Below are 14,172 nucleotides of genomic sequence, written 5' to 3'. Positions count from 1 at the left end.
GATTTCGTGTTGGCAAGAATGTGATGCGCGGCCGCGTCAAATTCAATGCTGCCTATCTCACTTTGTATTGAGTTCGGCAAGGGAGCGGGAAAGCAGCGCCGGTGGAAGCGTGATGACGGCTGCTGTTTCCGTGTAGACCAGCACGCAGGCAATCTCCCGATCCGGATAAAGCGGCTTCAGGATTTCCCGGTAGATGGCAAGCTGGGCCCGGTGGGCCAACGGTACCTCTGTGGCGGATCGGGGTGCAAAACGGTTCGTCTTGTAGTCGAGAATGGTGACGGTCCCATCGGCCGAGACGCTCAGGCGGTCGAGGCGGCCGGAGACGGCGTGATTGCGGCCGTTCAGCAGCAGTGTGCCCATGATCGATACCTCCGGCTGGGCATGGGCATCAAAGACGGATTGAAGGTTCGGATGGCGCAACACCGCCATGATCGAGGTTAAAAGCGCCTGCCTTTCGGGCTGCGACCAGAAGCCCGCCGTGCGGGACAGATAACGTCGGGCCGCATCCTCCTGCTCTGCCGGGGGGAAGCTCGGCAGCATCTGCAGCATGCGGTGTGTCAGCCGACCCTTCTGCAGGGCACGCCCGGAGGATGCTTTTTCGCCAAACAGCGGAGAGACAAAGGTCGCCTCGCCATCCTCCTCGTCAATCATCACACCGGCGCCGGAGGGGCTGAGCGGCCGGGGCAGGGGGCGCGATGGCGGCAATGGACGAGACAAGGCCTCGGGCAGGCTCTCCTGCGCTGGCGCGGCTGTTGCTTCCTCATGCCTTGCAATCTGGCGCAGCGGGCCGGCCGGTGCGCGCCACTGGTACCCATCCCATTGCCCGTCTGCGCCGGAAAAACTTGCGGCCTTGCAGCGGTCGCCATCGGCTGACAGTGCGCGGGCGACCATAGCTTGCCAGCTCTCGTCGTTTTCCAGCTTGCCGCGATAACCGCAAACGATCAGCCGGTCGGCAGCGCGCGTCATCCCGACATAAAGCAGGCGGCGATATTCTTCCTCGGCCGCCAGCTTCACCCGTTCGTCGTCGGCCGAGGTCAGCGCGTTGGAGAGGGTTTTTCCCGGCACCCAGGCCGGCACGTCGCGACCGTCGATCTTCAGGAAGCGGAACTTTGGCACATGCGAGTGGATGAAGGCTTTCGAGCCGCTATCGACCAGAAACACCACCGGCGCCTCCAGCCCCTTGGAGGCATGCACGGTCATGATGCGCACCTCGTCGCGTCCGCTATCCTGCTCGCGCTTGATGGTGGGCGATTCCAGCTCCAATGTGGAAATGAAGCTCTGCAGGCCCGGCAGCGTCTTGTCCTCATGGTCAAGCGCAAGGCTCAGGAACTCGTCGAGAATATCGGCGGCCTCGCTGCCAAGCCGGGCAAGGAACCGTTTGCGCCCGCCATCGGCTCCGAGAATCCGGGCAAAGAAGTCATGCACGCTGAAACGCGCCGCCATCCCGATGATGTCATGCAAACGGGCAACCACGGCGGAAAGCCTGATGTCACCGTCTTGCCCCAAGTCCTGCATGTGCTGCCAGACGCTGGTGTCTGCAGGCCTGAGTGCTGCCAGCGCAAAAATATCGTCTTCGGTCAGATCGAACAGCGGGCTTTTTAGTGCTGCGGCCAGCGACAGGTCGTCATGCGGCTGCAGGACGAAGCGGGCGAGCGCCATCAGGTCCTGAACGGCAATGTGGTTGGTGAGCTTCAGGCGGTCGGCCCCGGCAACGGGAATTTCGCCGCGCCGCTTCAGGGCCCGCGTCAGCGCATTAACGAAGGCGTCGCGCTTGCGCACCAGAACCAGAATATCGCCCGGACGGATCGTACGTTCATGGTCTTTCTCGATGATGGTCTGGCGGCCGATCATCTCGCCGATCACATGCGCCATGCGGGCGGCCAGAATGGCAGAGGGTGCCCGGTCGGGCGTGGCATCGAATGGCGCCGTCCAGTCATCCTCGATATCGGCGACATCAGGCACCACGGTTTCCCAGAGGTCCACGGCACCCGCATGGCCGATGCGGTTTGACCGGTGGATGACGGGATCGCCGACAGCGCTCAGGCCCCGTGCATTGGCTTCCAGCGAAAACACCTGATCGACGGCGCTCAGCACATCGGCGGTGGAGCGGAAGGAGAGGGGCAGCCGTACCGGATGAAAGGCCTGACCGCTCAACCCCACCCGCTTCTGGGTTTCGGAGCGCTCCTGCGCAAACCGCTCCGGACGGGCCCCCTGGAAGGAATAGATCGATTGTTTTTCATCGCCGACGGCAAAGATCGTTCGCCGGGTTTCGCGCGCGCTGTGGCCGGAGAAAAAGTCTTCCGCCAGCGATTTGATCACCGCCCATTGCACCGGGCTCGTATCCTGCGCTTCATCGACCAGAATGTGGTCGATGCCCTGGTCGAGCTTGTAATGTACCCAGGCGCCGACCCCGTCGCGGGTCAGAAGATCAGCGGTGCGGGCAATCAGGTCCTCGAAGTCCAGCAGGCTGCGGCGGCGCTTCAGTTCTTCGTAATCCTCGTTTAACCGATCCGCGAGCGTCAGGGCCGCACGGGTCGCCTCGAACATGCGCAGGATGCGCAAGCGCTCTCGGGTATCCACCACATGCTGGCGCGCTGCCGCCACGGCGTCAGCCAGTTGCGGGGCAGCCGTCAGCATGGCTTTTGCCACAAGCGAGCTGTCTGCCTTCGGCTTGCCGGCCTGCGTCAGGAACACCTGATCGAGAATTTTGGCACGCGCAAACGGATCTGGCTCGGCCAGCGCCCGTTTCAGCATAAGTCCCGCTTCGCCCGCCTTTGCGCCGCCCTTTGCCTCGGCAAGTTCGAGATAAAGGCCAAGCAGCGGGCCGGAGAGGCCGGGAAGCGGCCAATAGGCTTCGATCAGCGTGGCCTCGCTGTCATTTTTGCCGAGGTCAAACGTTTTTCGCAACAGCGCGTCGGGACCACCGTGGTCATCTGCTTCGGCAAGGAACCGGCGGATTGCGGTGCGATTGGCGATGATGTCGGAGATGAGGCCCTCCAGACCGGTCTCGTCCCCGAGATCCAGCACATGGGCAAAGGCTGCGGCGAGGGCTGAATCCTCTTCCGCGGAGGTGGCCGTCAGCAGCGACCGGCGGGCTTCGGCCAGAAGTGCAGAAGCCGAGGCATCGTCCAGCACCGAAAAATGCCCGGCAACATTCGCTTCCAGCGGGAACTGGTGCAGCAGCGCCTCGCAGAAGGCGTGAATGGTCTGGATCTTCAGGCCACCCGGCGTTTCGAGCGCTTTGGCAAACAGGCGCCGCGCATCGGCAAGCTTGAAGGAATCCGGCTCACGGCCTTCAATGCCGGCGATCCGTTCGGCCAGTTTCTCATCCGGCAACACGGCCCATTCGGCCAATCGCTGGAACACGCGGTTGGACATTTCCGACGCTGCCGCCTTGGTATAGGTGAGGCATAGAATGGCGGACGGGCGGCAGCCGGCGAGCAACAGCCGGATCACCCGCTGGGTCAGCACATGGGTTTTTCCCGAGCCGGCATTGGCGGACACCCAGGCGGAACCCATGGGATCGGAGGCAAGCGCCTGCTGGCGCGCCGTCCAGGTCAGCCAGATCTGCGGATCATCCGCCAGTTCTGAGACATCCGGCAAATGGTATTGCAGCTCACTCATCGGCATCACTTTCTTCGGCATCGGCTGTCGACCATTCCGCCACCCGCGCCAGATGATCGTATTCGCCGCCGAAATTGCTCTGCATGACCGGGATCAGGCGCGAGGCAAAACCGACATTCCCGTCGCGCAGGCGAATAACGAAGGCGGTCAATTGCTCGATCGAATCCTCACCCAATTCCTGAGCCGACTTCGGCTTGCTGCGCGCCGTTTCGCGCCCACCCTCGTTATTCACAGTGTCGCACGTGAAACGCTCGCCGGGTCGGAGACGGACATAAAGCAGGTTATCCGGCCGCAGCGCACCGATGCCTTTGAAGCCGCCGGCCTGAAGGGCTGCGGCTTCGAGCGGCAATTGCGGATCGAGCAGTGCCCGGGCCTGCGCCACCGAGGGGCTGAGGCCCGTCTTGTAATCTATGATATCGGCGTATCCTGAGCCCTTGATGTCGATGCGGTCGGCAATGCCGGTCAGCCGAATGCCAGCGCCGGGAATTTCAAACCCGGCGGGCAGTTCGGTATAGGTCCGGCGAATATCCGGCGCGCGGTCTGCTTCCCAGCGCAGGAAGGCGCGGGCTACCTCGCGAAAACGCGGACGCCACACCTGATCGATGTGAACTGGTAGCGTCTCGGCCAGAAATTCCTCGTCAATCAGCCGCTCCATCACCTGCCAGGCTTCGGGTGAGCCGGGAACAGGAGCAACCCGGGTGTAGCGTTCGATGATGCGGTGATAGAGCGTGCCACGCTCGGCAACACCCGGATCCTCGTTGAAGGGGGAAAGCGGATCGAGCTTCAGGATGCGGCGGGCATAAATGGAATAAGGGTCGCGGCGCAGCCGTCCGACTTCGCTGAAGGAATATTTCGTCGGCTGCAGTTCCGCTGGCGCCTTGGGGGCAGGGCGGCGCGCAAGCGGTTGGCGCTCGCTCGCATCGGCCCGGTCGAGAAGCCGCGCCCATGTCCGGTAGACATCACCGCGCGCCCGCAGATCCTTTGCCAGCGCCTCGCCACCGAGTGCCAGCAAGCGCTGGAGCCAGCGTGAAGCGACGGTTGGCGCGCCGCCTTGGCGGAGCGCACGCGAATAGATGATGTGGCGCGTGCCGTTTGCCATCTCAAAGTCATGCGCCAGCTGGCCGATTCGCCGCTCCGGTGGTTCAAGGCCGATATCGGTCTTCATGGTGCGCGACAGGAAGGGGTTGTTGACCGATTGTCCCGGCCAGGAGCCTTCGTTCATGCCGCCGAGAATGAGCGTATCGACCCTCTGCAACCGCGCTTCCAGCGTGCCGAAAATGAAGATGCGCGGATGGCTGAGCGCGCGGGGTTTTACTGCTTCGCTCGTCAGCAATGCCGCGATAATGTCGATCCATTGCGGGCCATCGGCCTCGATCTGACCATCCGTCTCGATGATTTCTGCGAGAAGTGCTGCCAGCCGTTCGCCGGCTTCGCCCGTCCAGAGTGCCCGTAGATCGCCGTCGGCCCCGGCCGCGATGGCTTCCAGCGCCCGGCCGGTTCGTTCCGCCCAGTCAGACAGCGGCAGCCGTGCCGTCAGGCTGCGGCCGTCGGGTCGCTTGGCGATGAGTGCGGAGGCGAGCGGTTCGACGGCGCGGGCAATGTTTTGCGCGAGTGTCTGCGCATCCACGGCTCCGTTTTCCGGCAGCGACAGCCGCCATTGCGGTGTGTGCCGATCCTCTGCCTGTTCTTTCAGCCGTCGCGCGAGAAGTGCCTCAAGCGTTGCGATATCCGGCTCGCCGATGCCGCCGCGCAATGCCAGAAGCTCCAGTGCCTCGCCGGCCTGCTTGCGTTGATCGGCCGGAAGACCGAACACGGCCAGCGGATGTTTGATGAGTGCGGTGATGGCCACCGGATCGCCCGGCCGCAAAATGGCTTCCAGCGTCAGCGCCAGAAGCGTGCCCTGTGGCGTCGCGGAAAGCGGTGTGCCGGCGGTATCGTCGGCCGTGATGCCGAAGCGGGCAAGTTCGGCGGATACCCGCCGGGCCAACGCCCGGTCCGGCGTGATCAGTGCCGCCTGCGATTCGCCGCCGTCGATGCCGGGCTTTTCCAGCGCGAGGCGCAGCGCAATGGCAATGGCTGCGGCTTCCTCCCGCTCATTGGCGGTTTCAATGAGGCTGATATCGGCAAAGGCCGCCCGGATTTCGGAAAGTTCGGTTTCCTGCCGCCAGTCGTTCCAGCGGTCTGTGGCCTCGGCGGGCGCAAGTGCCTGTGAGAGGAGTTTGGCCCGCGTTGTCAGGTCTTCGGGCGCGTTGCCAAGCGGCTCTACCTCATCGCGGCGGATCTGAAGTTTTTGCAAAAGCCGGTGAAGGCCGTATTGCGGGTGGCTGCGGCCTGATGGGTCGGGCCGGGTGCCCGGCATCTGCTCGCCCAGCATCTGCCATTGGTCATCAGGCATGAAGAGATCGAGCCCCGGCAACACCACGGCGCCGTTCGGCAGGTTGGCGATTGCGGCGATGAGATTGGCAGCGGCCGGCACTGAGCCGGTGGAACCGGCGACGATCACCGGGCCGTCATGCAGTCGTTCCCCGATCCGGCGTGCTTCGCCGTTGAGGATCGCGGCCTTGTGGCGCGCGGGCGAGGAACGGCGCAACTCTTCCAGCCGAGAGGGCCAGAAGCTGCTGGCAATCTTCAGGAATTCTGCCGTTAGCTGCCACCAGAGCGAATGATCACTGGTTTCCAGCCGCTCGAGATCCGACCAGTCGCGTTCCTCGGTTTCGATGGCATCGATCAGTTCGGCAAGTGCGCGGGCAAGCCAGATGGCATCCGCCGGACTTGCCGGCGCCACAAGCGGCGATTCCTGATGCACATCCATGATGGCGCGGGGCAGGGCATTGCGCCAGGCAAGGATCAGGCGGCCAAGCTCCAGAAGCCTGGCCGTGCTGCTGATCGGCATGGAAAGATCCATCTCCTCCGGTGCCACCAGATCAAAGAATCCGGCATCGTCATCGGTTTCGCCAAGTGGCCGGATGAGCGGCAGGATGGCCGAGCGACCGCCGAGAAGATCGACAAATTCCGAGCGCAGCACGCGGGCTGCGCGCCGTGTCGGCACGTAGATCGTCACCTTCGAGAGCGACAGCGGATCGCTTGCCTCATAACGGAAGGAGGAGAGGAGCCGGCCATCGCAAAGACTTTGTGCCACCGTGCGCAGGAAAGGCACCGCCGCGGGCACAGTCAGGACGCGTTTTTGCCCGCGCGCACTCATGCTCCGCCCGTTGGCGAAGAATTCTTTAGGAAAGTCTCGGCCTCCTCAAGCCCTTCCGGCGATCCGACGGTGATCCAGTCGCCATGAAGCTCGATGCCGTGGAGACGGTTGCGGGCAATGGCCTTGTCGAAACAGAGGTTGAGGTTGAAGGCATCGTCGGGCGCATCATCAAAGAAGGTCGTGTTTACGGCAAAGGCGCCGGCATACACCACGGGATGAGCGTCTCCCTCGCGGTAACGCGTCAGGCGGCCCGCCGGGTCCATGTGGAAATCACGCGTGCCATTGTGGCCGATTGTCCGGTCCATCGGCGCACACAACATCAGCATGTCCATTGCGTCCGGATCGAAGGTCTTGATGAGGCGGGTGAGGTTGGAGGCTTCGCCGGCGGGTTCGTTGACCCAGAAGAGGTCGGCATTCATGACCAGAACCGGTCCCGGCGGCAGAAGCGTCAGGCCTTTGATCAGCCCGCCGCCATTGTTCATCAGGCGCTGCCGTTCATCGGAGATGAGGATGTCGAGATCGCCGCGGGCCGCCAAATAAGCTTCCATCTGGTCGGCATGGTGATGGACATTGATGGCAAGGCGTTTGACGCCGCACTCCACCAGAAGGTCGAGCACGTAATGCAGCATCGGTCGCCCGCCCACCGGTACAAGCGGTTTTGGTGTGAGGTCGGTCAAGGGGCGAAGGCGGGTGCCGAGCCCCGCGGCCAGCACCATGGCATTCTCGATGATCATCCGGAACCTATGATTGTCTAAACTCTATTCCAGCTTCTGCCATCCAATCGCGCAAGGGCGCAAGCACCGGATGTTGCAGGGCGGATGCGAGATAGGCAAGCGTGCGCGGCATATGCTTCATGTATCCGGGCTTGCCGTCGCGGTCTTTCAGGCGCACCCAGAGGCCGGCAAGCTTGCAATTGCGCTGCGCTGCCATGATCGCAAAGGCTTGCCGGAACCCGGCCTCATCAAATTTGCCCTGCTGATGGCGCAGCGCAAGATAATGCTGCAGCAGATCTTCGCCAAGGGCAGGGGGAATGGTAACGCGGGCATCCTGCACCAGCGAGGCGACGTCATAAGCGGTCGGGCCGATCATCGCATCCTGGAAATCGATGAGGCCGACGCGCTGGAGCCCGCTGTGTTCTGCCCGCCAGATCAGGTTGGGCGAATGCATGTCGCGCAGCAGCAGGTGGTGCTCGCAAGCCCCAAGCTTTTCGATCAGGCCATCCCAGATCGCGCCATAGGACTGGCGTTCCGCCTCGCTGACGGTGCCGCCTTTGCGCTGCCACGGCAGATACCAGTCAAGGATCAGCCGGGTCTCGATCTTCATTGCGACGGGATCGAAATCCGGCACCTTGTGCGTATGGTCGGGCGTGACCGGAAGTTCCCGCAGAAGCGGGCTTTGGTGAAGATGCGCAAGGCAGGCGATGCTTTCGCGGTAACGCTCCCTGATCGGCTGCCCGTCTTCATCCAGCACGCCGTCAAAACCCAGATGTTCGATCAGCAGGATCCCGGCGGTATAGTCGACCGCCAGAATTTCCGGTGCGGCAAGACCCATGCGCCGCAGATATTCGGCAATGGCGACGAAGGGGTAGGCGTCTTCGGCGAGATGCGCGACCTTCGGATAGGGTTTTCCATCCAGCACCGGCGGGCCTTCCGGGCGAAGCGGCCAGTCCATCAGGATGGTGCGTTTGCCGTCGCTGCCGGTGATTGTTTCATAGGCGCGAAGCGATGCGTCGCCGGTCAGGAAGCGCCGCCGGGCATCGCCATGACCGTGGGTCTGGAGAAAGGCGCGGATGGCCAGCACCCGGCGGATGCGATCGAGCGCGGCTTTCGGGCCGTTAAATTCCGCCCGCCGGCCATCGCCATCATGTACGAGGGTGAGGCGGATCCGATCACCCGGCAGTTGCGCATCGGCCATTTCCGGCCATTCCACCAGACAGATGCCGTCGTTCAGCGCTTCGTCAAAACCCAGTTCATCCAGCTCAGAACCATCGGCCAGTCGGTAAAGATCGAAATGGGCGACAGGAATGCGCAGATCATAGGCCTGCACCAGCGTAAAGGTGGGGCTTGGCACTTCCAGATCGTCATCGTCTGCCATGGCGCGCAGGAAAGCCCGCGCGAGCGTCGATTTGCCGGCGCCGAGATCGCCCGACAGCGCCAGGCAATCGCCGGCCTTCAGCGCCAGTGCCAGATCTTCACCGAGGCGGATCGTGTCCGCCTCGCTTGAGAGGGCAAGATGGAGAGGGGTGTTGTCGTTCATTCGGCGGCAATGGACCGGGCGGTGATGGCGCTCGGGATACGGCAGGTGACGGTGGTTCCTTCACCGGTCTGGCTGTCGATCTTGACGTCGCCATGATGCAGCGTGACGAAACTTTCAACGATGGAGAGGCCAAGCCCCGCACCGCTTTTCTTGCCGCCCTTGCCGCTGGAGAAGCGGTCGAAGACCGTCTTCAGCATGTCTTCGCTCATGCCGGGACCATGGTCGGCGACGGAGAAGAAGAAGTCCGAACCCTTGCGCCAGCTGCTCAAGGTAACTGTCGCGCCTTCCGGAGAGAAATTGGCCGCATTGGTGACGAGCTTGATCAGGATCTGCTTCAGGCGCTGCTGGTCCGCGACGATCGTGCCGAGATTTTTCGCCGCGATGATTTCCAGCGTCACGGAGTTTTCGTAAAGCCGGTCGGAGATCTGCATGGCGACGTCATCCAGCAGGTCGTCGATATCCATCTCGGTATAGTTCAGCTCCATGATGCCGGCATCGACGGTTGCCAGATCAAGGATATCGTTGACGATGGTGAGCAGCACCGCCGAGGACGTCGAGATATGGTCGACATATTCCGTCTGGCGCTCGTTGAGCGGCCCGATGCCCGGCGTCTTCAGGAGGTCGGTAAAACCGATGATGTTGGTGAGCGGCGAGCGTAGCTCGTAGGAGACGTGTTGAACGAAATCGTTCTTCAGTTCGTCTGCCTTGCGCAGCGCTTCGTTCTTTTCCTTCAATGCCCGTTCGGCACGCGCGCTGTCGGTCATGTTGACGAAGGTCAGCATGGTCTGGGCATTCGGCAGCGGAATGACCGCATAATCCAGCACGATGCCGGAGAAAAGCTCGAACGTTCCCTGCAGCGAGGGGCGCTCATCATCAAAATTGGTCAGCATCTGGCCAAACAGACGCCATCCATCCGGCTTGTCATATTCCATGGCGCAGGCCGCTTCGATGGCCTTGATGTGGGTGCCGGGCTTGGTCTGGTCGTCGGTAATGCCCCAGATGGCCCTGAATGCCGGGTTGGACAGGCGGATGCGCCCGTCCGGCCCGAACACGGCAACGCCTTCGGCCAGATGATCGATGGTTTCGCCCTGCACCTTGACCAGCGTGTTGTAACGGGTTTCCAGATCCACCTGTTCGGTGAGGTTTTCAAACACCCAGGTCACGCCGCCCTGTGGATGCGCGGTAGCAATCACCTGCAGGGTCTGGGCGTTCGGCAGGTGCCAGCGGTTGGTCTGGGTATCCAGCGACCGGTAAACGGAAAGCACGCTTTCCTTCCAGTTGCGCCAGTTCAGCTGCTCCGGCAGCTTGTTCTGGCTGCGCAGCCGGTCGAGAAGCTCGTTGTGATCAGGCCGGCTTTCCAGGAAGCCGAGATCGAGATCCCACAGGCGCGCAAAGGCCTGGTTATAGAACTGCAGTCGCTGGTCACGGTCGAAGATGGCAACGGGCGTTGCCAAATGGTCGAGCGTCTCGGCATGGCTTTTGAGCGTGCGCGTCAGTTCGGCACGGATCGCGTCCGCTTCCGAGACATCCACTGCCATGCCGGCGGATCCGCCCTTGCCGATCACATCCACCACGTCGAAGACGCTGCGATTGCCGCGCACGACGGTCGAAACCCGCTCATGGAAGGGCGAGGTTATGGTGGTGCTGGCGCGGATCTTTTCGCGCGCGATGGTGCCGAGAAACTCGCGGCCTTCTTCGACGGCCTGCGCTGCGTTTGCCGCTTCCACGGCTTCGCCATAGGCATGATTAACCCAGGCAAGGTTGCCATCGGGATCGCGGTGCCAGACCGGCTGTTCCAGCGCATCGAGCAGCGACTGGAACAGACCCATGGAGGTGACGAGGCGTTCGCGCTCGATCTTCAACTCCGCGAGTTCCGCGCGAAGATTGTTGAGCGCGATAAAGCGGATGAAGGCCTTGCCGCCGGAGACCCGGCCCTGCACTTCGAGAATTTCGTCACGCTGCGTTTCCACCACCATTTCGAAACTGCGGGCATGGCCACGCAGCGTCTCTATGGCGCGCTCAAGCTCTGCAGCCGAATGCGGCCGGAGCCATTTGCCAAAGGCAAGGAACTCGCGGTCTTCCTGCGGCGCGCCGGTTTCCACCGGCAGCTGGCCGAGGAATTCCGGGCGCGAGGGCCCCGCTTCCCAGATCACGATCCGGCGGTTCTTGTCGGCAATCAGCGCTTCGTATTTGGAAATACGCTGCTGAGCTTCAGACAGCGCGCTGCGCATGTCCTCGCTTTCGGCCTCCAGATTGCCACGCTGGCGCACCAGCCAGATGGTGGACAGCAGCGCTGCTGCAATCGCACCGATGGCCAGCGACGAGAAGATCACCTCGGACGAGGTGAACAGCCGTGTTGCGCCATAGGCGGCATCCTGCGCAAACGCTGCACCGGCAAAACCGGAAAGCGCCGTGCCTGCAAGGCCCGCCCGTACCAGAGGATACAGCCGATTGAAGCGAAAGCGCCCGGCTTTCGCCAGGCCCTCAGCCTTCAGTTCATGTGTCGATGCCGGTGCCTCGTCGCAACCAACATCTTTTCGAGCCCCTACAAGAGGAGCCTTGGAATTTACCGCCATTCGGGTCTGTCTCCGTCCCATGTGCCGCATCGCCGACAAGACATCCCAGTCCGCGCGACACGAAACAGGTGCGCGAATCAAGTCTGAGAACAATAACTGCTTCGGGAATCCGGGCAAAGGGTGGCGGCAAAAAAAGAAGCCGCGCATTTGTCAAGTGCGCGGCTACCATATATTGTGGATAGTTTAGTGAAAATTAGTACCTGTAGTGGTCTGCCTTGAACGGGCCCTGCTGGGACACGCCGATATAGGCCGCCTGTTCGGTGGAAAGCTCAGTCAGCTTCACGCCGAGCTTGGCCAGATGCAGGCGCGCGACCTTTTCGTCGAGGTGCTTGGGCAGGATATAGACGCCCGGCTTGTATTCGGCAGGCTTGGTGAAAAGCTCGATCTGGCCGAGCACCTGGTTGGTGAACGAGGCCGACATGACGAAGGACGGATGGCCTGTGGCGTTGCCGAGATTGAGCAGGCGACCTTCCGACAGGATGATCATGCGGTTGCCCTTGGGGAACTCGATCATGTCCACCTGCGGCTTGATGTTCGTCCACTTCAGGTTCTTCAGCGCGGCGACCTGGATCTCGTTGTCGAAGTGGCCGATGTTGCCGACGATCGCCATGTCCTTCATCTCGCGCATGTGCTCGATGCGGATGACGTCCTTGTTGCCGGTGGTGGTGATGAAGATATCGGCAGACGAGACGACGTCTTCGAGCTGCACCACTTCAAAACCGTCCATGGCAGCCTGCAGGGCGCAGATCGGGTCGACTTCCGTCACCTTCACGCGCGCACCGGCGCCGACCAGCGAAGCGGCCGAACCCTTGCCCACGTCGCCATAACCGCAGACGACGGCAACCTTGCCGGCCATCATCACGTCGGTTGCGCGGCGGATGCCGTCGACCAGCGATTCCTTGCAGCCGTACTTGTTGTCGAACTTCGACTTGGTGACGCTGTCGTTGACGTTGATGGCCGGGAAGGGCAGCAGGCCCTTCTTGGCGAGATCATAGAGACGGTGAACGCCGGTCGTGGTTTCTTCGGTGACGCCCTTGATTGCATCGCGCTGCTTGGTGAACCAGCCGGGCGAAGCCTTCAGGCGCTTCTTGATCTGCGCGAACAGGATTTCTTCTTCTTCCGAACCCGGAACGGAGAGAACATCCTCGCCCGCTTCGGCACGTGCGCCCAGCAGGATGTACATGGTGGCATCGCCGCCATCATCGAGGATCATGTTGGAGGTGCCGCCATCGGTCCACTGGAAGATGCGGTCGGTGTAATCCCAGTATTCGGTCAGGCTCTCGCCCTTGACGGCGAAAACAGGAATGCCGGCAGCGGCAATGGCGGCGGCGGCATGATCCTGGGTGGAAAAAATGTTGCAGGAGGCCCAGCGCACGTCGGCGCCCAGAACCTTCAGGGTCTCGATCAGAACGGCGGTCTGGATCGTCATGTGCAGCGAGCCGGAAATGCGTGCGCCGGACAGAGGCTTGGATGCACCAAACTCCTCGCGGCAGGACATCAGGCCCGGCATTTCGGTTTCGGCAATGTCGAGTTCCTTGCGCCCGTAATCGGCAAGCGCGATGTCGGCGACGATGTAATCTTTCTCAATGCTCATGGTGGCTCTCCAGCTTTGCAGGGGCTACCGCTCATCGGCAAGCAGCAACACAGGTGCCGTTGCACAGGGCAACGACCTTGCCTGCCGTTTAGCAGGCTTCCCGAAAACTAGCAATAATGATATAAAGAAGTCTTTATATGATCGTTACATCTCTTCGCCAAATCGATCGGCGATGAGTTGCGTGAGCGCCTCAAGGGCTGCCTCGGCATCGGTGCCGGTGGCGCTCACTTCGATCGAACAGCCGGGGCTGGCCGCCAGCATCATCAGGCCCATGATGGAGGTGCCGCCGACGGTCATACCGTCCTTGGAGACGCTGACCTCCGCGTCAAAGCCCGTCACCATCTGCACGAATTTCGCCGAAGCGCGCGCGTGCAGGCCGCGTTTGTTGATGATCAGCAGTTCTCGGGTCAGGGCTTGCATCTGGGTGTTCATTTGCCGCTCAACACGCGGCTTGCAACGTTGATGTATTTGCGGCCGGCATCGGCTGCGTCGGCGAGAGCCTTTGCCATGTCGTTATCGGCGCGCACGCCGGCGAGCTTGATCAGCATCGGCAGGTTCACGCCGGCGATCACCTCGATCTTGCCGCTGTTCATCACGGAAATCGAGAGATTGGACGGGGTCCCGCCGAACATGTCGGTGAGGATGACGACGCCATTGCCGCTGTCGACCCTGCCCACCGCATCCACGATATCCTGCCGCCGCTGGTCCATATCGTCCTCCGGACCGATACAGACAGTCTCGATGTTTTTCTGAGGGCCCACGACATGCTCGAGGGCATGACGAAATTCCTCAGCCAGCTTGCCATGGGTGACAAGCACCAGTCCGATCATATTGAAATCACCCCCCAGGATACGGATACGCTCGGTCTCTTTTCGCACTGCAACAGGACCAATGGCGGTGGGAAGCCATCTTGTCCATGT

8 protein-coding genes are annotated in these 14,172 nt (G+C 62.1%); all 8 read right to left on the bottom strand.

Annotated features, from left to right (window positions below; all coding sequences use genetic code 11):
- Nucleotides 1-57: 57 nt before the first annotated feature.
- The 8 genes from addA to AC4CWH_RS16240 all read right to left on the bottom strand — a co-directional run bounded on the left by addA (nucleotide 58) and on the right by AC4CWH_RS16240 (nucleotide 14,082).
- Nucleotides 58-3,624 carry a double-strand break repair helicase AddA gene (gene addA, locus AC4CWH_RS16275; RefSeq protein WP_491319538.1) on the bottom strand — a complete coding sequence of 1,189 codons (3,567 nt, stop codon included), beginning with the start codon at nucleotides 3,622-3,624 and terminating at the stop codon, nucleotides 58-60.
- Nucleotides 3,617-6,826 (bottom strand): double-strand break repair protein AddB, encoded by a 3,210-nt coding sequence (gene addB / locus AC4CWH_RS16270; protein WP_491319537.1) that lies wholly within the window; start codon nucleotides 6,824-6,826, stop codon nucleotides 3,617-3,619. The genes addA and addB overlap by 8 nt, the downstream gene beginning before the upstream one ends.
- On the bottom strand, nucleotides 6,823-7,560 hold the full coding sequence (locus AC4CWH_RS16265) for a nucleotidyltransferase family protein (protein WP_491319536.1): 738 nt from the start codon (nucleotides 7,558-7,560) through the stop codon (nucleotides 6,823-6,825). Before AC4CWH_RS16265 ends, addB begins: the two co-directional genes overlap by 4 nt.
- A gap of 7 nt (nucleotides 7,561-7,567) precedes the next feature.
- A complete protein-coding gene (tsaE, locus tag AC4CWH_RS16260; protein WP_491319535.1) occupies nucleotides 7,568-9,082 on the bottom strand; it encodes a tRNA (adenosine(37)-N6)-threonylcarbamoyltransferase complex ATPase subunit type 1 TsaE in 1,515 nt (504 codons plus the stop codon).
- Nucleotides 9,079-11,658, bottom strand: coding sequence for an ATP-binding protein (locus AC4CWH_RS16255; RefSeq protein ID WP_491319534.1), 2,580 nt, complete (start codon nucleotides 11,656-11,658; stop codon nucleotides 9,079-9,081). The genes tsaE and AC4CWH_RS16255 overlap by 4 nt, the downstream gene beginning before the upstream one ends.
- A gap of 193 nt (nucleotides 11,659-11,851) precedes the next feature.
- Nucleotides 11,852-13,252 carry an adenosylhomocysteinase gene (ahcY, locus tag AC4CWH_RS16250; protein WP_491319533.1) on the bottom strand — a complete coding sequence of 467 codons (1,401 nt, stop codon included), beginning with the start codon at nucleotides 13,250-13,252 and terminating at the stop codon, nucleotides 11,852-11,854.
- A 144-nt stretch (nucleotides 13,253-13,396) separates the two neighbouring features.
- Nucleotides 13,397-13,672 carry an HPr family phosphocarrier protein gene (locus tag AC4CWH_RS16245; protein ID WP_491285499.1) on the bottom strand — a complete coding sequence of 92 codons (276 nt, stop codon included), beginning with the start codon at nucleotides 13,670-13,672 and terminating at the stop codon, nucleotides 13,397-13,399.
- An 8-nt stretch (nucleotides 13,673-13,680) separates the two neighbouring features.
- Entirely contained in the window at nucleotides 13,681-14,082 is a 402-nt protein-coding gene (locus tag AC4CWH_RS16240) for a PTS sugar transporter subunit IIA (RefSeq protein ID WP_491283079.1), read from the bottom strand.
- Nucleotides 14,083-14,172: the final 90 nt, after the last annotated feature.

The sequence above is a fragment of the Neorhizobium sp. PAMB6716 genome, assembly GCF_058242805.1.
This window is presented reverse-complemented; position numbering and strand designations above follow the sequence as displayed.

Bases quoted from the DNA above. Each gene is read 5' to 3' on its own strand.
- AC4CWH_RS16245 (WP_491285499.1), bottom strand. From the start codon at position 13,672: ATGCAAGCCCTGACCCGAGAACTGCTGATCATCAACAAACGCGGCCTG.
- addA (WP_491319538.1), bottom strand. From the start codon at position 3,624: ATGAGTGAGCTGCAATACCATTTGCCGGATGTCTCAGAACTGGCGGAT.
- AC4CWH_RS16265 (WP_491319536.1), bottom strand. From the start codon at position 7,560: ATGATCATCGAGAATGCCATGGTGCTGGCCGCGGGGCTCGGCACCCGC.
- AC4CWH_RS16255 (WP_491319534.1), bottom strand. From the start codon at position 11,658: ATGGCGGTAAATTCCAAGGCTCCTCTTGTAGGGGCTCGAAAAGATGTT.
- ahcY (WP_491319533.1), bottom strand. From the start codon at position 13,252: ATGAGCATTGAGAAAGATTACATCGTCGCCGACATCGCGCTTGCCGAT.
- AC4CWH_RS16240 (WP_491283079.1), bottom strand. From the start codon at position 14,082: ATGATCGGACTGGTGCTTGTCACCCATGGCAAGCTGGCTGAGGAATTT.
- tsaE (WP_491319535.1), bottom strand. From the start codon at position 9,082: ATGAACGACAACACCCCTCTCCATCTTGCCCTCTCAAGCGAGGCGGAC.
- addB (WP_491319537.1), bottom strand. From the start codon at position 6,826: ATGAGTGCGCGCGGGCAAAAACGCGTCCTGACTGTGCCCGCGGCGGTG.